General features: G+C 35.9%; 28 protein-coding genes. 25 read left to right on the top strand and 3 right to left on the bottom strand.

Features of this window, described 5'->3' with window-relative positions; all coding sequences use genetic code 11:
- Positions 1-433 precede the first annotated feature (433 nt).
- Positions 434-862 carry a Gp49 family protein gene (locus AC3WSK_RS23870; protein WP_492413004.1) on the top strand — a complete coding sequence of 143 codons (429 nt, stop codon included), beginning with the start codon at positions 434-436 and terminating at the stop codon, positions 860-862.
- Positions 863-1,010: 148 nt separating this feature from the next.
- Here AC3WSK_RS23870 and AC3WSK_RS23865 read toward each other — a convergent pair whose 3' ends face one another.
- Entirely contained in the window at positions 1,011-1,193 is a 183-nt protein-coding gene (locus AC3WSK_RS23865; RefSeq protein WP_492413006.1) for an LSm family protein, read from the bottom strand.
- Positions 1,194-1,714: 521 nt separating this feature from the next.
- On the opposite strand from AC3WSK_RS23865, the gene AC3WSK_RS23860 reads away from it, so the two are divergent.
- From AC3WSK_RS23860 to AC3WSK_RS23780, 17 genes are all read left to right on the top strand, one after another.
- Complete coding sequence (locus AC3WSK_RS23860) at positions 1,715-2,611, top strand: terminase small subunit (RefSeq protein WP_492413008.1); 897 nt, start codon at positions 1,715-1,717, stop codon at positions 2,609-2,611.
- Complete coding sequence (locus AC3WSK_RS23855) at positions 2,598-3,878, top strand: PBSX family phage terminase large subunit (protein WP_492413010.1); 1,281 nt, start codon at positions 2,598-2,600, stop codon at positions 3,876-3,878. The genes AC3WSK_RS23860 and AC3WSK_RS23855 overlap by 14 nt, the downstream gene beginning before the upstream one ends.
- Positions 3,879-3,970: 92 nt before the next feature.
- The gene (locus AC3WSK_RS23850) at positions 3,971-4,204 is read left to right on the top strand and encodes a hypothetical protein (protein WP_492413012.1); all 234 of its coding nucleotides are present in this window, start codon (positions 3,971-3,973) and stop codon (positions 4,202-4,204) included.
- Positions 4,205-4,263: 59 nt separating this feature from the next.
- Positions 4,264-5,760 (top strand): phage portal protein, encoded by a 1,497-nt coding sequence (locus AC3WSK_RS23845; RefSeq protein WP_492413014.1) that lies wholly within the window; start codon positions 4,264-4,266, stop codon positions 5,758-5,760.
- Positions 5,761-5,764: 4 nt separating this feature from the next.
- Positions 5,765-6,892: a phage minor capsid protein gene (locus AC3WSK_RS23840; protein ID WP_492413016.1), complete on the top strand. Its 1,128-nt coding sequence runs from the start codon at positions 5,765-5,767 to the stop codon at positions 6,890-6,892.
- Positions 6,893-6,974: 82 nt separating this feature from the next.
- Positions 6,975-7,634, top strand: a complete 660-nt coding sequence (locus tag AC3WSK_RS23835) for a hypothetical protein (RefSeq protein WP_492413018.1) — start codon at positions 6,975-6,977, stop codon at positions 7,632-7,634.
- A 98-nt stretch (positions 7,635-7,732) separates the two neighbouring features.
- Complete coding sequence (locus tag AC3WSK_RS23830) at positions 7,733-8,626, top strand: capsid protein (protein WP_492413170.1); 894 nt, start codon at positions 7,733-7,735, stop codon at positions 8,624-8,626.
- 110 nt (positions 8,627-8,736) lie between these two features.
- Positions 8,737-9,360 (top strand): hypothetical protein, encoded by a 624-nt coding sequence (locus tag AC3WSK_RS23825; RefSeq protein WP_492413020.1) that lies wholly within the window; start codon positions 8,737-8,739, stop codon positions 9,358-9,360.
- Positions 9,361-9,401: 41 nt separating this feature from the next.
- Entirely contained in the window at positions 9,402-9,719 is a 318-nt protein-coding gene (locus tag AC3WSK_RS23820; protein ID WP_492413022.1) for a hypothetical protein, read from the top strand.
- A gap of 8 nt (positions 9,720-9,727) precedes the next feature.
- Entirely contained in the window at positions 9,728-10,111 is a 384-nt protein-coding gene (locus AC3WSK_RS23815) for a head-tail connector protein (protein ID WP_492413024.1), read from the top strand.
- Positions 10,111-10,455 carry a putative minor capsid protein gene (locus tag AC3WSK_RS23810; protein ID WP_492413026.1) on the top strand — a complete coding sequence of 115 codons (345 nt, stop codon included), beginning with the start codon at positions 10,111-10,113 and terminating at the stop codon, positions 10,453-10,455. Before AC3WSK_RS23815 ends, AC3WSK_RS23810 begins: the two co-directional genes overlap by 1 nt.
- Positions 10,455-10,781, top strand: coding sequence for a minor capsid protein (locus AC3WSK_RS23805; RefSeq protein WP_492413028.1), 327 nt, complete (start codon positions 10,455-10,457; stop codon positions 10,779-10,781). Before AC3WSK_RS23810 ends, AC3WSK_RS23805 begins: the two co-directional genes overlap by 1 nt.
- Positions 10,781-11,206, top strand: coding sequence for a phage tail terminator protein (locus AC3WSK_RS23800; protein ID WP_492413030.1), 426 nt, complete (start codon positions 10,781-10,783; stop codon positions 11,204-11,206). The genes AC3WSK_RS23805 and AC3WSK_RS23800 overlap by 1 nt, the downstream gene beginning before the upstream one ends.
- Positions 11,207-11,208: 2 nt before the next feature.
- Positions 11,209-11,643 carry a phage tail tube protein gene (locus AC3WSK_RS23795; protein WP_492413032.1) on the top strand — a complete coding sequence of 145 codons (435 nt, stop codon included), beginning with the start codon at positions 11,209-11,211 and terminating at the stop codon, positions 11,641-11,643.
- Positions 11,644-11,758: 115 nt separating this feature from the next.
- A complete protein-coding gene (locus tag AC3WSK_RS23790; RefSeq protein ID WP_492413034.1) occupies positions 11,759-12,148 on the top strand; it encodes a hypothetical protein in 390 nt (129 codons plus the stop codon).
- 9 nt (positions 12,149-12,157) lie between these two features.
- A complete protein-coding gene (locus AC3WSK_RS23785; RefSeq protein WP_492413036.1) occupies positions 12,158-12,742 on the top strand; it encodes a bacteriophage Gp15 family protein in 585 nt (194 codons plus the stop codon).
- Between the two features lie 38 nt (positions 12,743-12,780).
- Positions 12,781-13,053, top strand: coding sequence for a hypothetical protein (locus tag AC3WSK_RS23780; protein ID WP_492413038.1), 273 nt, complete (start codon positions 12,781-12,783; stop codon positions 13,051-13,053).
- On the opposite strand, the gene AC3WSK_RS23775 is transcribed toward AC3WSK_RS23780, so the two are convergent.
- Positions 13,050-13,238, bottom strand: a complete 189-nt coding sequence (locus tag AC3WSK_RS23775; protein ID WP_492413040.1) for a hypothetical protein — start codon at positions 13,236-13,238, stop codon at positions 13,050-13,052. The two genes, AC3WSK_RS23780 and AC3WSK_RS23775, sit on opposite strands and share 4 nt — an antisense overlap.
- A 730-nt stretch (positions 13,239-13,968) precedes the next feature.
- Positions 13,969-14,508: a helix-turn-helix domain-containing protein gene (locus AC3WSK_RS23770; protein ID WP_492413042.1), complete on the bottom strand. Its 540-nt coding sequence runs from the start codon at positions 14,506-14,508 to the stop codon at positions 13,969-13,971.
- Between the two features lie 205 nt (positions 14,509-14,713).
- Here AC3WSK_RS23770 and AC3WSK_RS23765 point away from each other — a divergent pair, with 205 nt between their 5' ends.
- The 7 genes from AC3WSK_RS23765 (at position 14,714) to AC3WSK_RS23735 (ending at position 17,186) form a co-directional block, all read left to right on the top strand.
- Positions 14,714-14,920, top strand: coding sequence for a helix-turn-helix domain-containing protein (locus AC3WSK_RS23765; protein ID WP_492413043.1), 207 nt, complete (start codon positions 14,714-14,716; stop codon positions 14,918-14,920).
- Positions 14,921-15,757, top strand: coding sequence for a phage antirepressor N-terminal domain-containing protein (locus tag AC3WSK_RS23760; RefSeq protein ID WP_492413044.1), 837 nt, complete (start codon positions 14,921-14,923; stop codon positions 15,755-15,757). It begins immediately after the preceding gene.
- The gene (locus AC3WSK_RS23755) at positions 15,757-15,999 is read left to right on the top strand and encodes a hypothetical protein (RefSeq protein ID WP_492413045.1); all 243 of its coding nucleotides are present in this window, start codon (positions 15,757-15,759) and stop codon (positions 15,997-15,999) included. Before AC3WSK_RS23760 ends, AC3WSK_RS23755 begins: the two co-directional genes overlap by 1 nt.
- A gap of 129 nt (positions 16,000-16,128) precedes the next feature.
- Positions 16,129-16,314, top strand: a complete 186-nt coding sequence (locus tag AC3WSK_RS23750) for a hypothetical protein (RefSeq protein ID WP_492413046.1) — start codon at positions 16,129-16,131, stop codon at positions 16,312-16,314.
- On the top strand, positions 16,311-16,496 hold the full coding sequence (locus tag AC3WSK_RS23745) for a hypothetical protein (protein WP_492413047.1): 186 nt from the start codon (positions 16,311-16,313) through the stop codon (positions 16,494-16,496). The genes AC3WSK_RS23750 and AC3WSK_RS23745 overlap by 4 nt, the downstream gene beginning before the upstream one ends.
- 107 nt (positions 16,497-16,603) lie before the next feature.
- Complete coding sequence (locus tag AC3WSK_RS23740; RefSeq protein WP_492413048.1) at positions 16,604-16,948, top strand: hypothetical protein; 345 nt, start codon at positions 16,604-16,606, stop codon at positions 16,946-16,948.
- 121 nt (positions 16,949-17,069) lie between these two features.
- A complete protein-coding gene (locus AC3WSK_RS23735) occupies positions 17,070-17,186 on the top strand; it encodes a zinc finger domain-containing protein (protein WP_492535145.1) in 117 nt (38 codons plus the stop codon).
- Positions 17,187-17,207: the final 21 nt, after the last annotated feature.

The following is a 17,207-nucleotide window of genomic DNA, read 5'->3' as shown; positions in this document are numbered from 1 at the left end:
AATTAAACTTGGAGGTAGGTCGGTGCGGAATTGTTTTCCTCCCTTGGTATTTATAAAATCCTAAATATTAGGGAAAGACAGACCGACGACCGACCTGCGCCTCATAAGCGTGTTCGAGGCAAGACATACACGGCCGGCCTATATTTTTAAAAGATTAGGTATCTTAATTAATATAAAAGGCTAAAAAAGCTAAATGGGTGGTTTATATGTGAACTTCGTCCACTTTCCTTTTAGTCAAACTTACTGAGCAACAAGTGCACGGAAATGCACTATAAATAAAAACACAATTTGCTTTACAAATATAACGTGGGGCAGCTCTACCACGAGTCGCAAGTGAGCTAACTCGACAAAACTAAATATTTTACCGCATTAGACGAGCCTTATCCCTAGCACGGTAAGACTTTTTATTATGCATTAAAGGAGATTGATACAATTGGCAAACGTAGTAACTCAAGAACAAATCGATAGTATCATCGAACAATCATCATTCGAGGTATTTCATCGAGTACATGAAAAACAATGTTTAGTAGTAGCTAAATTACCGAATGGTTTTACAGTGGTGGGAGAATCAGCTTGCGTTGATTCAGCTAATTACGATGAGCAGATTGGATATGATTTAGCAGTGAAGCACATTAAAAACCGCCTTTGGGAGCTCGAAGGATATTCATTGCAGAATAAGTTACACTCCAATCAATCTTTGAGTGAAGTAACTATAGATGTTCAAACTGTAGGGCTAGAAGTTTTCAGTTTATTAGGTAATTTCATTGAACAGGTTGAAAAGTGCAATTTCAAAGATGACCATGGACATGTCTTGAAAATGAATCAAGCATATATAAATCTGGTAAGTTCATTACAGCCGTAGTCATACGGCTTTTCTTTTGCTTTGAAAACTGCATCAAACAGCCAAAACGCTATAAGTTGAGAGGGCAGGGTTTGGTGTGGTTTTGAGAGTAAGATATAAGTTATGAAAACCAAAAGCCTTTCCAGAATATATCCAGAAAGGCTAACTTTTAATAATGTTCGGTAATTGATTTTACGTTAAAAAGTGGAATAAAGATATCACTATTATTGTGGTAAACATGTAGGTGGATCATATTAGTTTGAGAATCAAAATTCTCTAATTTACCAACACGTTGCTCGTCGTCCATGTATGTAACGCTTATATCTTTACCAACTAAATCATGCAAAGTCATATTTTCAGCTCCTTTCTTTTTTAAAATTATACAGATTTATGATAGTAAATTAAACCATTTCTGGAGGTGGTGTTTATGAGAAATGGATAGACTGAGGAATCCGAAATAGCAACCAACAAGTTTACTCTACAAATTTATTATAAATTCAAATAAAAAAAGCCACTATAAAGTGGCTAATAATTAAACATTAAATATATTATTTTTATCTAATTAGGAATCGCATATCCATACAGAACCAACCCAGCGACATTCAGCGGCAGAGGCAGTAGAAACAGATGTTACGCCTAAAAGTGATACAACAAAAAGAAGAATGCCTAATTTCTTCTTCATACTATTCACCTCCTTACTAAATAATATATTAAGTTAATTGGAAAATTATAACCAAATAAAATACAAATATTCTATTTTAATTATTTTAAGTGAAGTTTATTACATTCTTATGAAAGTATATTTAAAAGCCATTAGCATAATGGGGTGATTACAAAACAAACAAATGATGTTGGAGGTGGTGTTTATGAGATATGGCTAATTGGGATGAGATTAAACAAGAGTGGGAAACCACAAAGATTACACTTGCTGATCTAGCTGAAAAGTATGAGATAAAGCTCGGTACACTGAAGAGCCGGAAGAGCCGTGAGAAATGGTCGAGGGATGCAACTGAAAAGGATGCAACCAAAACGGCAAAGGTTGCAACCATAAAAGAGGGTGCACCCAAGGAAGATGTAGTCTATTTTTCTGATGATGACGAAAGTGGTTTGAATGATAAGCAACGGCTATTTATTGCTTATTACGTGAAGTGTTGGAATGCTACTAAGGCATATCAGAAAGCTTATGGGTGTGCTTATACAACAGCAAGAACAGAAGGTTCAAGGTTACTTGCAAATCCTAACATTCGCGAGGAAATCATAAACGTTCGTGATGGATTGACTGAGGATGCACTACTCGACAAACGGACACTCATTCAGAAGTGGATAGACATAGCTTTTGCCGACATAACGGACTATTTAAAGTTTGGTAGGCAAGAAGAAGTCATATATGGTGAAGATGGTCAACCAGAGCTTGATATGAATGGCAACGTTAAGACATACGCATTCAACTATGTGCATCTGAATGAATCAGCTGAACTTGACGGAACGCTTATTACTGAGGTTAAGCAAGGTAAGGATGGCATTAGCGTCAAGCTTGCTGACAAGATGAAAGCACTTGAGTTCTTATCCAAACATATGGACCTGTTGAACGAACGTGAGTTGAAGCAATTCCAAGTTGAGAAGCTTAAAGCAGAAACAGACTTTGCAGAAATGCGAGCTGCTAAATTACGTGGCGATAAGAAAGATACTTCGATGTTGGATGCATTGGTGGAAGGGCGTAAGCAGTTTGAACAAATGATGAAAGAACGTGAACAACATGGCGAAGATTGATATTAGATTCAGTCCTAAACAGCTTGAAGCCATTTATCGTGATTATAACTACACATTCGATGTTCTAGAAGGTACACCACGGTCTGGTAAAACAACAGCTGGGCATTTCCGTTATGCTGATTACTTAACATGGACGAGGGACACAAACCATCTAATTGTTGCTTTTAACCAGGAACAAGCGTATCGCTTATTCATCGATGGTGACGGCACAGGCCTTAAACACATCTTCGGCGACCTAGCTGAAATAAAACACGATGAACATGGCTCACACCTTGAAATTCATACTCCAAACGGTGTTAAAAAGGTTTATTACAAAGGTGGAGGCAAATCCAACAGTGTTGGTGCAATCACTGGTATGTCGCTTGGTAGCGTGGTATTTTGCGAGATTAACTTATTGAACATGAAAATGATTCAAGAATGTTTCCGTCGTACCTTTGCTGCACAAGATCGATATCACTTAGCAGATTTAAACCCACCAGCGCCACACCATCCAGTTATTAGCGAGGTATTCGATGTTCAAAACACTCGCTGGATGCATTGGACAATACAAGATAACCCGATTATCACCGAGGAACGCAAGCAAGAAATTTACGAAATCCTATCCAAGAACCCTTACTTATTTGAACGTGACTGGGAAGGTAAACGTGTAATGCCTCAAGGTGTTATTTACAGTATGTTCAATATGAAAGCTAATGTACTACCAAAGATACGAGGACAGATTTACGAAATGTTCTTTGTGGCTGATGGTGGACAATCGGATGCTACTTCATGTAGCTGCAACATGGTAGTTAAATATGAGGATAAATTCAGGCTATTACGTGTAGCTAACTACTATCATAGTGGTGCTGAGACAGGGCAAGTCAAAGCAATGTCAACTTATGCTAAAGAGTTAGTTAAATTCAAAGAATGGTGTGTTAAAACGTTTGAAATGCGTTATACAGAGTTCTTTGTTGACCCGGCGTGTAAATCACTTCGAGAGGAATTGCACTTGTTGGGTGTACAGACAAAGGCAGCAGACAACAATAACAAAGATATTACAGGAAGCTCAAAAGGAATTGAGGTAGGTATTGAACGCCTACAAAACTCAATGACTGACGAGCATTTTTTAATTGTTGAGACAGATAGCGAATACGATCACTACGATTTCTTAAAAGAAATTGGAATGTATGTTCGTCTAGATAATGGTGAGCCAATTGATGATTTTAACCACGCACTAGACGAGTGTCGCTATGCTAATAACTACTTCTTCAAACGATATGTGAGGTAAGAATAAAATTTCATACTTTCATAGTTAAAAAGTTTAAAAGAGTAAATGGATGGATATAATGTACTGTAGTCTAAAACCAAGGAGTGATAGTTATGGAATATACAATTAAAGTAGATTGTATTTGTGGTAATAGTTACAGTGCTGATGTCAAAACAAATCGTGGAGGGAAAATATTCGATTATACAAAGTCAACTAATAGCAATTGGGTTATACCACATCTTGTTGATCATAGAGTAATAGAAACACAAGATGGTAATACAGTTGAAAGAATAAATTCTTATACTCTTTGTCCTAAGTGTGAGACGGAAAATATAGATATTAAATAACCTTGTAAAGCCGATGATTTTCAATCGGCTTTTTATTATGGTCGAAGCGTGGTGATGACATGTTCAATAAAACAATTAACTGGATGAAAGGGGTGATGGTTAAATTGGGGTTAGTGCAAAAAATAAAGGATGTCTCGGATATTAAAAAGATACCGATAACAGACCAGACCTACAAAGAAATTGAGAAATGGCAACAGATATACAAGGGTTATTTCAGTGAATGGCACGACGTATTTTATCACACGGTCGCCAGTGGTCAACAAAAGCGCCGTAGGGCTTCATTAAATATGGCTAAAGTGCTCAGTGAGGAAATGGCCAAGATAATCTTTAATGAGAAATGCGAGATTAACATTTCTGACGACGCTACATCTGACTTCGTTCATGAGGCGCTTGATGATAATAATTTCTACAAGCAATTCCAACGTTACTTAGAATATAGTTTTGCCATGGGTGGCATGGTCGTAAAACCGTATGTTGATGATGACAAGATTATATTGTCATACGTAAAAGCAGACTCTTTTATTCCAATCTCTTGGAATAGTCAGGGTATTTACGAAGGTGTATTCACTAACGTTACAGTTGAAGGAAAGAAAACTTACACACATCTTGAATGGCATCTTTGGGAAGATGATAAATATGTCATTAGAAACGAGCTTTATGTAAGTGAAAATGTAAATGAACTCGGCAAAAAGATACCGTTATCGACTTTATATGATGACTTAGACGATGAAGTACCGATTGAAAATGCACGAAGAAGCCTATTTGTCTACATTCACCCGAACATTGCAAACAACATTGATTTAACCAGTCCTCTAGGTGTGCCAATCTATGCAAACGCACTAGATACATTAAAGAGCCTTGATATTGCATTTGATAGCTTCCAACGTGAATTTGTACTTGGTAAGCGCCGAATTATCGTTCCTGAAAGTATGGTAAACACAGTTTTGGACAGGAAAAATAACACGATGCGACGTTTCTTTGATGAAAACGATGAAGTTTACGAAGCTATGGGTGGTGACATGGATGATAACAAAATTCATGACAGCACTGTAGGTTTACGAGTAACAGAGCATGTCGATGGCATTAATGCTTTGTTAAATCTATTATCAATGCAAACAGGATTTTCTAGTGGAACATTCACGTTTAATGGTCAATCAGTGAAAACGGCCACAGAAGTTATTAGTCAGGATAGTAAGACATTCAGAACAAAGCAAACGCATGAAGTCGTGGTCGGTGAGGCACTAAAACAACTGGTCGAAATCATCATTGATTTAGGTGAGATGTACGAATTATTTGATCGTCCAGCATGTGGCTATGATGTAACAATTGGCTTTGATGACAGTATCGCAGAAGATGCTGCAAGTGAAATGAATAAGCAAATCCAATTGGTTGGTGCTGAATTAACATCAAAAGTAAGAGCGATTATGAAGGTGCATAAAGTACCTGAAAAAGAAGCTATTAAGATATTACAAGAAATTAGAGAGGAGAATAATAGATCTTCTCCGGAACATGATGAAATTGTGAAAGAAGTTAGTCTCTTTGGACAAAAGGAGTGATTAGATGCCAAGACCTATCATCACTCCATATCAATTTAACCTGTACACATCACAGATTACAGACATCTATGTGGCTTTAGAGGACGAATTATTCAAACAGATAGCAAATCGCCTTAAGTCTAATCCTGAGCATGATAAAGACTATGTATTACAGTGGCAAGTAGAAAAGATGCAACAATTGCGTATGTTCAATCTTGAGACTATTCGAGAGTTGTCTATAGCTACAGGTATTGCAACTAGTACAATCAGACAAATTATTGAGGATGTTGGAAACAAGACAATTCAAAGCGTAGATGATGAGGTAAGTGGAAAGTATAAGCCTTTACCACCACCTACAGAGTTGGATTTAGTTCTAGAAAGCTATGTTAAACAAGCGTTCTTGGAGCTAGACAATTATGTTAATCAAACACTTATCACAACAACATTCGGTCAAGGTACTGTGGCTATTATGTATCGTAAAATCGTTGAACAGACCACAGCACAGGTTTTAGCTGGCAATAAGACAATAAATCAAGCTGTTGCTGATACAGTCATTAAATGGGCTGATAAAGGCATTAAAACAGGTTTCGTTGATAAGGCGGGTCGTACTTGGCACTTAGAACAGTACGCTGACACAGTAATCCGTAATGCCGTTAACAACACGTACAACGAATTGCGACTATCTCGAATGGATGAATACGACATTGATCTAGTGCTCGTTAACAGCTATGCAGACCCAAGACCAGCATGTGCAGAAATACAAGGTAATGTTTGTTCGATGAGCAATCCTTCGAGTGATCCTAAATATCCATCAATCTATGAATTTGGATATAGTGAGCCGTGGGGAATCAGAGGTATAAATTGTCGTCACATCTTATATCCGTTTATTGATGGCTTAAATACTAATAATCAAATTCAATACTATGAAGATGAAATACGAGAACAATATAAGTTATCACAACAGCAACGGTATTATGAGCGTCAAGTCCGAAAGGCAAAACGTTCTCTTAATCTTGCTAATGAGCTTGGTGACGAAAAAGTGATACAAAAGTACAAACAGTTGGTCCGTAATCGACAAACTAAAGTACGTGATTTTGTAAATGAGTATGATCTTGCTCGCAGATACGATAAAGAGCGAGTGATTAAGTCGTAGAGATACGACTTTTTATTTTTGTCTTTATCCGTAGACGCTATAAAGAATGGAAGGAAAACTATCCATATTGGAGGGCTTTATTATGACGAAAGAAATGTCAAAAACGGTATACCAGCTACCGACACCAAATGCTGGATGGAGACCTTTGGATATTCAGATGTTTGGCGGAGAAGTTGAAGAACCACCTGTTGACCCAACACCTCCAGCGGATCCACCACCTGTAGATAATGGCGGAGGTAAGGGTTCAACATCACCTGAAAAGACATTTACACAAGATGATGTCAACAACCTAGTTAAACGTGAATCAAGTAAACAACAGGAAAAAATGTTGAAAGAGCTAGGCATTAGCGATTTTAAAGATGCTAAAGAAGGTCTAGCTAAATTCAAAGAGTGGCAAGATTCACAGAAAACAGAGCAAGAAAAGCAAGCTGAGCGTTTAAAGGAGCTAGAAACAAATCATGGTACTTTAATAGATGAAAACTCAGTACTCAAAGCACAAATCAGTGCAATGAAAGCTGGCGTTAATGCTGATTATGTCACTGATGTTGTGACGCTTGCTAAAACGATGGTGAGTGAGGATGTAGATATGGATACAGCTATTTCAAAAGTGGTTGAAAAGTATCCTCATTTCGCACAGGTTGAAGTTGAAAAAGAAGAAACACCTAAACCTAAATTTTCAATAGGGCAACATCAAAAACAATCTACTACCGAAGCAGAAGCTTGGGCAGCTGCATTTAAATAACAAATAAGATATTCCAGGAGGAAATGAATATGAAAAACGTAATTGCATCATTACCAAATTATAATGGCATGAAAATGCTGATGAATTTAAATATTCAAATGTTTGCTCAAGCAAACTATGCAACCCTTTACTCACAAGCATTGCAACAAAAATTTTCCGAAGGATTGTATTTCGCAGAGCTTTATAACACGCCAAATAACCAAAATTTAAAATGGACGAGTGCTAAAACAATCCAAATCCCACGTATTACAGTAGGTGGATTTGTTGACGTTGACCGTGACGTTGTTGGGTCATTCACTCGACGAGCAGATAACGATTGGGAGCCAAAAACTATCGAACATGACCGTGAATTTCGTACATTAGTTGACCCGATGGACATTGACGAAACAAACATTGCGTTATCAATTGCGAACATTACTAATGTGTTTAATAATGAACAAAAAATGCCGGAAATGGATAAGTACATGTCTTCTAAATTGTTAGCGGAATATCAATCATATGGTGGCACTCCTGACAATACAGCTTTAACTCAAGAAAATATTCTTTCAGTATTCGATGATTTTATGGCTGAGATGGATGACGCAGAAGTGCCGCAAATGGGTCGTATCTTATATGTAACAGCAACAGTAAACAAGTTGCTTAAGGCGGCACAAGGGTTACAACGCTCATTAGATGTCATTGCTAATAACGGTGCTGTAAAACGTAGTATTTATTCATTAGATGATGTGACAATTAAGGTTGTACCATCATCACGTATGAAAACTGCTTACAACTTTACTGATGGCGCAGTTGTTGACCCAACTGCAAAACAAATCAATATGATTTTAGTTCATCCGTTATCGGTTATCTCACCACAGAAATATGAGTTCGTATCACTTGATCAACCATCTGCTACAACTGGTGGCAAGTACTTGTACTATGAACGTAAATACTTTGATGTATTTGTGATTGAGGAAAAAGTTCCTGGTATCCGTATTAATACAACAGAGTAATACTATCAATCGTGATATAATTTAAAATATGAGCTAGGGTCGCTCCCGAAAAGAAGGTACCCACCTTCCTGCTCACTATAATACGGGGATAATCTGGGGAGGTTATCGATATGGCTATTAGAGTTAACTTAGAAGGAAAGCGTTTCGGTAGGTTAACTGTAATTGGTTATTCGCATTTAGTTGGCAGTAAAGTGTATTGGAAATGCCTATGCGAGTGTGGAAATGAGAAACTTGTTAGAGGTGACCATTTAAGAGGTTGTAAAATAGAGAGTTGTGGGTGTCTTCATAAAGATACTGTCTCAAAACAATTTACAACACATGGCAAATCGGATACAAGGTTGTTCTCTATATGGAGTGGTATTAAGAATAGATGCTTTAATAATAACGAACCTGCTTATAAAGATTATGGTGCTCGCGGTATTATAGTTTGCGATGAATGGCTAGAGTTCGAAGTGTTCCATGAATGGGCTGCTAACAATGGTTATTCAGATGATTTAACAATTGACAGAATCGACAATGATGGTAATTACGAGCCATCTAATTGCAAATGGTCTACTATGACAGAACAATCGAGAAACCGTCGGAGCAATGTAAAAGTTACTATCGATGGTGAAACAAAGACTTTTACTGAGTGGGCAGAAGTTTCAGGTCTAACGTTCCGAACTATGAGAAAGCGCTATGCAAAAGGTTTAAGAGGGAAAGATTTAATAAATCCAAAAAGAATGAGGGCTTAAAGCTCGCATTCTTTTTTTATTTTGATCGGGAGGGAACATACATGAGTAATGTAGTGAAAATTCGAAAAGGAAATCGAATTTTAAATGTAGAAGAAAGTCGCCTATCATCATTTTTAAACCAAGGCTATGATCAAATCGATGATAACGGCACAATCATTAAACGTGCTACTGGTGGTCGTAATGTAACAGTGGTTGAGTTAAACGAAGTGATTGCAGAAAAAGAGGCACTTGAAAAACAATTAGCGAACTCAGATTCTGCAGAACTTCTTAAGGAAAACAAAGCGCTTAAAACGAAGGTAACAAAGCTTGAAAAAGAACTAGATGAATTAAAACAGCATTCAATCGCAGATGGTAAGTAGGTGTTAATATGCCATACCTGACTTTTGAAGAATACCAAGACATTGGTTTTTCTGATGTAACGGTAGACGACTTTCCAAAACTAGAACGAAAAGCGAGTGATGTATTAGATAGCGTCACTCGTGATTTTTATCAGCATCATGATCTAGAAACAGATGTACCATTACGTCGTGATAAATTTAAGTCTGCTGTAGCTGCTCAAATTGAGTATTTTAATGACATGGGTGGTACAAGTGCTCATGAATTAAATAATCCATTATCCGTTTCTATAGGACGTACATCTATTTCGAGTGGTGCGAAAAACCAAGCAAAACTCAATACCATTGTTGCTGATGATGTCTATATGTATTTGCGTAACACAGGCTTACTGTATAGCGGAATCGGGGTGATTTGATGTACGTTAAGCCATTGCCTAAGAGTTGGCTTATACACACCATTGCCTACAAAGAAATCCTTGATGAAAAAGATGATTACGGCAATCCAAAGTATGAGGAACCTATCGATATTGAGTTTGTTCGTTATGATCCTACTACAGTATTCAGTCGTGATAACACTCAAACAAAAATCGTAGCTGAAGGTGTAATCTTTGTAGATTCGGTTAATAGCTCACCAATCCCTGATTTTAAAGAGGAATCTATTATTGTTTTTGAAGGTAGAGAGTTAACTTTAAAGAAAATCGTACCATGCTATCATCCTAACAAGAACAAAATTCACCACTACGAACTGGAAGTGATATAGTGGCTCGAATACGTGTTAAAACAGAGCTTGATGGTGTACCAGTAAAATTAAAAGAGATGACAAAACGTGGGCAACGAGCATTTGTTAATCAAGTGTGGGCTGACTCCAACATTTACGCACCAAAGCTTTCAAGTGATCTTCGTAATCAATCGACAATCGCTATCGATGGCAAGTCAATTATTTGGCATGGTCCATATGCACGTAAACAGTATTTCAATTACGGCGCTAAATTCTCGACTCCTGGTACTGGTCCTAAATGGGATGTGAAAGCACAAGCTATACACGGTGCTAGCTGGGTGAAAATCACAAAGGCGGCGATGAAATAATGAGTATTGAGATTTTAGAAAAGCCATTTGAACTAGATTTTTTAGTCCAATTAAATCGATATATAAATAAACAAAATTTTTTCGCTAAAAGCGTTATAGGTGTCCTTGGGAAAGATGAAAGTGTTTCTATCATGGCAATGCCAGGTGGTGCTGAAAAAGTATTTTTCGATGGTACTAGGGATAAAGATTATCAAGTTCAAATCAATGCAAAGAGTAAGAAACAAGATGATTGTATCAACACTTTGAGCACTCTATTTCAAAAGCTTGAAAACTTAACTGATTTACCATCTGATAACGGTAGCTACGACTATCAAGAAATAAAAATAACTTCATTGCCCTCACTCATCATGATTGATGAGCAGGGCTTTTTTATTTACGAATTATCAATTAGCGCAACAATAACAATTCATAAAGGAGTGGTATAACTATGTCACGTCAAAAGAATGCCTTAACAAAATACTTCGTTGGTCCTTGGACTGACGATGCAAGTGAAGCAAAACTACGATTAGCAAAATGGATTTCGTCGGTATCTGATGACTCAGATGAATCAACTGAGGACACAGCTTTTTATGATGGCGACGGAACACCTGAAAGTGACGTTGTTTCCGTTAAAAAGTCATACTCGTTCGAAGGAATGTATGACGAAACAGACGAAGCAATGAAATTCGTCGCATCCTTAGAGCTCGAAGTGGGGGAAGGTCGTAAAATTGCCTTTAAACAAGAACGTACTAATGGTGATGTTTTAGAAGGTCGTGCAACTGTAACAGATATTAAAGTTACTGGTGGAGAGGCGTCAGAATACGCTACATTCAGCTGTAAAATCTCTTGGGATGCTAAACCTAAAGTGACACCTGCACCCTAGTGAGCCCCCGGTGAATGGGGGAGAACCTGACATAGAGGAATCAGAAGAAAAAGAAAATCCAATAGAAACAGAGGGCGAGTAATCGTCCTCTTTTAATTTTAAAGGAGTGGTATAAATGGCAATTAAGATTCAAACACGTGAAGTCGGTATTCCTGTAGAACTTGGAGAACTTAAATTTACTTTCGACACATCTGACGAATCAATTAAAAATTTTTATGAAATCGGGCAGAAAACTTTATCAGAAATGAAGAATGTGGAAGATGACGATATGGACGCTGCTAAAGAAATTCTTGAAAAAGGCTACGACCTAATGTTGGGTAAAGGTGCATTTAAAAAAGTATACAAACAAACGCCGTCATTAATTGAAGTAACACGGTATTTCGTGCAACTTGCCGAAGGTATTAAAGAGGAATTATCAAGTTTAGGTAAAGGGCTATCTCAACAAGACAAAGCGCAGGAATATCTCCGTCGTAAAAACAAACCTAAAAACAAAAATAAAAAGTAGGTCGTTATTATGTTTAAATTGACCGACACATTAGTAAATGAGGTTGAAATAAACGGTCGCATGTACAGTTTAGATATGTCATTTGACAACATCTTAAGCCTTATCGATATGTTAAACGATAAAGAGCTCGGTGATGCGATGCAGATAATTACGGGCCTTGAGATGCTAATAGTCGAACCTTTAGAATGCTCGATTGATGAAAAAGCCAAAATCTTTTTTGAACTTTACGAGAGTTTAATTGATGTAGCTAAAGAAGATGATGTTGAGTATGACATCGAAGGTAATCCAATGCCCGTACAATCAAAAGAAAATAGAGTGGACATATACGACATTGCACAGGATGCAGAGTATATCTATGCTTCTTTTATGCAAGATTACGGCATGGATCTATTCGAGCAACAAGGCATTTTACATTGGGATAAATTCAGAGCGCTTTTAGGTGGTTTGCGAGAAGATACTAAATTCAAAAAAGTGCTTGAGATTCGTCAAATGGAGTTACCTACGGGAAAAGGTAGTGAAAAGCAACGTAGACAGGTAGATGAATTGAAGAAAGCATATGCGTTGAAACCGTGTGGGCAGCAAGCAAATGACTAAATAATATTCTTATAACCTAATTGAAAGGTGGTGTGGATATGACTCAAAAATCAATCTCAGAACTATCAAACGAAAAGATACTCCGCCAACAGCTGGAACTGTTAGCAGAGCGTTCTGAAAAAGCTAGTAATAGTGATTTACCGATGTTGACTATCGCGATGATGGATATCAACAAAGTGTTGGAAAACAATCACCATAAAAGTTTTGATGTAGAAATTAATATTCCAGATGGGATGCGACCATCTGAAGTTGTTAATTCGATAAAAAAACAACTTTCTGAATACGTATCTAAATTGCCTTTAGATTTTTAAAGTTTAATTTCACCTTTTTCTACACCATCAATTAATGTTTCAAACATTTCTACACCTTCTAGATATTGTCTATAAACAGTGCCGGCATCTTTTAATTGTGTAGAGTCTAATCGATTAAGTCTTACTAAAGATAAATCATGAACAATTTGTTCTTTAGTAATTGCTTTAGATTTTAATTCAGTCATTTTTATCACCTCCAATCAACTAATAGTTTAGCAGATGTTGGAAGATTGAAGAATAGGAGAATTGTGATTTAGATGGGTGGATGGACCATCCAGTCATAACAGTTATGACGAGACACTTAAAAAGAAGTATCTTACATCATCCAGATTGGATGATATGAATCAATAGTTTCTTGTCGTAAAGCTGCCCTGTTTTTTAAAAAATAATAGCATTACAATAATATTGTAAAGAATCTAGTGATCATATAGTAGGACGTCATATTAATGTAGAGTGTTTTTCGGGTGCTGGTGGATTGCAAGTAGGTAAGATAATAACGTTCAGGACGAAATTTCGTCCCTTTCGAGTATGCCAAAAGTGGCAGAAAAGAGTTTCGCAACAAATTACGAAAGAAGAACGACTGCTAATGCAGGTTTGTTTGCATTTTTTGTTTTTAAAATTAGACCACAATTCAAATTTGATTTGTGCTATAAGTGGAAAATAAACCGTTTCGTCACAAGTGGCGAAAGGAGCATTAAATTTCATACACATGCCAAATTTGCATGTGTAAGAAAATAGGAGGTATGTAAAGGTACTCATTTTTTGTGGGTACCTTATTCAAAAAATATTGATAATCAAATTATTGTTTGTTATAGTTAAACCAACTATAAACAGCATAAGCAAATTCTAAGGGAAAAACCCAAGAATGTATTTGATTATCTTTAATTAATCATGCATTTTTGGGTTTTTTTGTTTCTAAAATTTAAAGTCATCAACATAATGTACTTCTCTCGGAAGGTGATTTTGTAAATTTAAAGTTAGTATATAATCTTCCAGTATTTTATTTTCAAATTTTTGTCGTTCAAAAAAAGTTATTTGAGAAAAAATATTTTGTTTAAATTCCTTATCAAAAATAAAATTCAAATAAAGCTCATAAGAAGAAAGGGTAGTCGCTAGCTCATTTTTAATATAATCAAGGTTATTAAGATTTACTCTAATGGTATATACAAACTCTTTGGTATCAAATTTAATTAATATTCGATAGTCAATTGTTCCGGTTTTGTCGTCAATATTTTTTTCTAAGAGCTCATAAGAGAAATGTATTTTCTTTATTACATCTTCTGGTTCTACATTTAGATAGTTGCAAATAGTCTCTAGAGTTTCGAATTGAATACCTTTAGATTCGTTATAGTATAGCCCTCTAACAGCAGTTTTTGAGAGAGAGGTATCATTAATAACATCAGCCATTTTTAAACCTCTCTCAGCAAGTAATACGGCTAAGTTGCATTTAATCATTTTGTTAACTCCTTATTTATTTTATGTATTTTATTAATTATAACTCAATATTCACAGATCAGTAATGTTTTAAACGCCTTTAGATTTATGAAAAATACAAAAAGTATTGACAATAAGACCTTTTATAAGTAACATACAAATTAACAAAAGTATTGTATAACATACCTTTGTGTATGCATGAATACTTTTTGGGAGGTGGGAGGTAGTGCGAAATAATTTCCGTGTTATTTTAGCAAAAAAAAAGTTGAAAATGTCTGATGTTGTCAATGGGACAGGTTTATCAAAATCTACGGTTAGAGCTTTGTTTTACGAGACGGCAAAAGGCGTTCAATTTCACACGCTAGAGGTTTTATGTATTTTTTTAAATTGTGAAGTTGGTGAACTATTTGAAATTGAAAAGGAGGCGGTTTAGATGTACGAATTACAAGTAGTTGAACAAAAAATGGTTCCATTCGGAAATATTGAATTGCTTGCTGTAAAAATGTCAGACGGAAAAATTTACGCAGCAGTTAAATGGGTTTGCCAAGGCATCGGACTAACTAGGGGGCAAATCAATAATGAATATACAAAAGTTCGTGAAGAATTAGTGCTTAAACAAGGTGCACGAAATTTAATGCTCCTTACAAACGGTGGTAAACAAGAGGTTTTATGTATCCAATTGGATTTCTTGCCTTTATGGTTAGCGAAGATTTCTATAACACCTAAGATGCAAGAAGAAGTTCCTTGGACAGTAAAAAATTTGGTCGAATTCCAATTAAAAGCTAAGGATATTTTAGCAGAAGCTTTTATAAATAAACCAAAATCACAGTTAGAAATTATGCATATGCAAATTGAGCAAATGATCAAACAAGAAAAAGAAATAATTGAATTAAAAGCAACTACTGCTCGTATTGAAGCTAAACAAGATAACATCAATGAAATTATAGCGTTAAATCCAAATGAATGGCGTAAGAAAACTACAACATTATTAAATAAAGTTGCAGTTGCTAGAGGTGGATTTGAAGAATATCGTAAAGTGCGTAATGAAAGCTATGAAAAGCTAGAAGATCGAGCGCATTGTAGACTAGAAAGACGTTTAACAAATAGACAAAGAGAAATGTCTTTGAATGGTGTCTCTAGATCAAAGATAGACAAGCTCTCAAAGTTAGATGTCATTGCAGAAGATGCTAAATTGGTAGAGATATACTTATCTGTGGTCAAAGATATGGCTATTGCACATCAAGTTAATACGGAAGGATTAGGGGCATAGTGATTTATTTAAAAACAGAATTACCTGATGGCACAAAGATAGATGTCGAAATTTATGAAGATGAATTTTATACAATGTGTCCTAAATGTACAAAAGAATCACGAGTTGAATTTGATGAACTAATAAAAATGTTAAATGAAGGGTTAGATTTCAGCTCTACTTCTCATTATTGTTCAGATTGTAGTAAGGGAATATTGAGAGAGCAGGGTAGAAAATTCAACCACTTAAAACTAATAAAATAAAAAACCACATCTCAAGCGGCAACTTGAAATGCGGTAACAATCGAGTGACATCCACCCTATAACTATTGAATATTGTATCACAATCTTATAATGATACATAGTGGATGTTACTCCCAATAGGAGGAGCATATGAATAAAACACAAGAAAAACCACGTTCTTTAGCATCATTTACATCGATGTTTGAGGAAATTAAGGATAATTATAATATTGATATTTTAAAATACGACTCATTTGAAAGTTTTGTTATTGATTTCTTTTCACTTTCAAACAAAGAAGAAGTAGATGTCCTCAATTTAAAGAGGGCAATGGTATGAAACAAGTTATAGATATAGCAATTCGTTGGAGACAAGAGTTAGAGGAACTAAAGTTATCACAACTATATTATCTTTTAGGTGGATTTGAGCTAAGTGACGATATGTATATTCAAAAAATCACAAAAATGATTGTAGAACGTATTGAAGAATTAGAAAAGCATGAATATGTATGTAACTTTTAAACACTCTCGTATGAGGGTGTTTTTCTATTGAAAGGGGTGATAGTTATGTAAAAGGTATAGTTAAATCTCTCCACATTATGTATATTTGTGTATGAGGAGTGATTATAATGGCAAAAAATAAAGTTATAGCTGGCGATTATGAAGGTAAAATTATTGCCCAATCGTTAGGAAAAGTAGCAATCAATACAGGATTTCTAAAAGCTGTTTTACTAGATAAAACAACAGTAAAAGAATATGAGGTACTTGATGAAGAGTCTCGCAAAAGTGCAACTAGTGCTGTAGGGCGTGCTTTTGTTGGTGGAGTTATCTTAGGTCCAGTTGGTTGGCTTGCGGGTCTTTCGGCTAAATCTAAAAGCACTCACGTTATAGCGATTGAGTTTATGGATGGCAAAAAAAGTTTAATCGAAATTGAACAAAAAATTTATAAAGCATTCATACAAAAAATGTTTTAAGCACTCAATTTGAGTGCTTTTTCTTTTGCCAGGAAAGGTGGTGAACTGGATTAAAAAATTGAAGGAAAGCACGTAATTGAAGCCGTGTAGTGGGCTCCTTTTTTATGCGAGGTGATTAAAATTGAAAGAATTGAAGGTAGTACGTTGTAAAAAATGCAATAGGCTACTAGGGAAAGTGAAGGGTGAGGCAGAGATAAAATGTAGTCGCTGTCACACTACTAATACCTTTAAACAATAAGAGAGCCACCGAGCCCCGAAT

This window comes from Lysinibacillus sp. EB271-A1-10B, assembly GCF_058791335.1.
The sequence above is the reverse complement of the archived record's forward strand: the minus strand, read 5'-3'. Positions and strand labels throughout refer to the sequence as shown.

Excerpts from the sequence above, each read along its gene's own strand:
- AC3WSK_RS23865 (WP_492413006.1), bottom strand. The coding sequence starts at position 1,193 with ATGACTTTGCATGATTTAGTTGGTAAAGATATAAGCGTTACATACATG.
- AC3WSK_RS23860 (WP_492413008.1), top strand. The coding sequence starts at position 1,715 with ATGGCTAATTGGGATGAGATTAAACAAGAGTGGGAAACCACAAAGATT.
- AC3WSK_RS23855 (WP_492413010.1), top strand. The coding sequence starts at position 2,598 with ATGGCGAAGATTGATATTAGATTCAGTCCTAAACAGCTTGAAGCCATT.
- AC3WSK_RS23850 (WP_492413012.1), top strand. The coding sequence starts at position 3,971 with ATGGAATATACAATTAAAGTAGATTGTATTTGTGGTAATAGTTACAGT.
- AC3WSK_RS23845 (WP_492413014.1), top strand. The coding sequence starts at position 4,264 with ATGTTCAATAAAACAATTAACTGGATGAAAGGGGTGATGGTTAAATTG.
- AC3WSK_RS23840 (WP_492413016.1), top strand. The coding sequence starts at position 5,765 with ATGCCAAGACCTATCATCACTCCATATCAATTTAACCTGTACACATCA.
- AC3WSK_RS23835 (WP_492413018.1), top strand. The coding sequence starts at position 6,975 with ATGACGAAAGAAATGTCAAAAACGGTATACCAGCTACCGACACCAAAT.
- AC3WSK_RS23830 (WP_492413170.1), top strand. The coding sequence starts at position 7,733 with ATGTTTGCTCAAGCAAACTATGCAACCCTTTACTCACAAGCATTGCAA.
- AC3WSK_RS23825 (WP_492413020.1), top strand. The coding sequence starts at position 8,737 with ATGGCTATTAGAGTTAACTTAGAAGGAAAGCGTTTCGGTAGGTTAACT.
- AC3WSK_RS23820 (WP_492413022.1), top strand. The coding sequence starts at position 9,402 with ATGAGTAATGTAGTGAAAATTCGAAAAGGAAATCGAATTTTAAATGTA.
- AC3WSK_RS23815 (WP_492413024.1), top strand. The coding sequence starts at position 9,728 with ATGCCATACCTGACTTTTGAAGAATACCAAGACATTGGTTTTTCTGAT.
- AC3WSK_RS23810 (WP_492413026.1), top strand. The coding sequence starts at position 10,111 with ATGTACGTTAAGCCATTGCCTAAGAGTTGGCTTATACACACCATTGCC.
- AC3WSK_RS23800 (WP_492413030.1), top strand. The coding sequence starts at position 10,781 with ATGAGTATTGAGATTTTAGAAAAGCCATTTGAACTAGATTTTTTAGTC.
- AC3WSK_RS23795 (WP_492413032.1), top strand. The coding sequence starts at position 11,209 with ATGTCACGTCAAAAGAATGCCTTAACAAAATACTTCGTTGGTCCTTGG.
- AC3WSK_RS23790 (WP_492413034.1), top strand. The coding sequence starts at position 11,759 with ATGGCAATTAAGATTCAAACACGTGAAGTCGGTATTCCTGTAGAACTT.
- AC3WSK_RS23785 (WP_492413036.1), top strand. The coding sequence starts at position 12,158 with ATGTTTAAATTGACCGACACATTAGTAAATGAGGTTGAAATAAACGGT.
- AC3WSK_RS23780 (WP_492413038.1), top strand. The coding sequence starts at position 12,781 with ATGACTCAAAAATCAATCTCAGAACTATCAAACGAAAAGATACTCCGC.
- AC3WSK_RS23775 (WP_492413040.1), bottom strand. The coding sequence starts at position 13,238 with ATGACTGAATTAAAATCTAAAGCAATTACTAAAGAACAAATTGTTCAT.
- AC3WSK_RS23770 (WP_492413042.1), bottom strand. The coding sequence starts at position 14,508 with ATGATTAAATGCAACTTAGCCGTATTACTTGCTGAGAGAGGTTTAAAA.
- AC3WSK_RS23760 (WP_492413044.1), top strand. The coding sequence starts at position 14,921 with ATGTACGAATTACAAGTAGTTGAACAAAAAATGGTTCCATTCGGAAAT.
- AC3WSK_RS23750 (WP_492413046.1), top strand. The coding sequence starts at position 16,129 with ATGAATAAAACACAAGAAAAACCACGTTCTTTAGCATCATTTACATCG.
- AC3WSK_RS23745 (WP_492413047.1), top strand. The coding sequence starts at position 16,311 with ATGAAACAAGTTATAGATATAGCAATTCGTTGGAGACAAGAGTTAGAG.
- AC3WSK_RS23740 (WP_492413048.1), top strand. The coding sequence starts at position 16,604 with ATGGCAAAAAATAAAGTTATAGCTGGCGATTATGAAGGTAAAATTATT.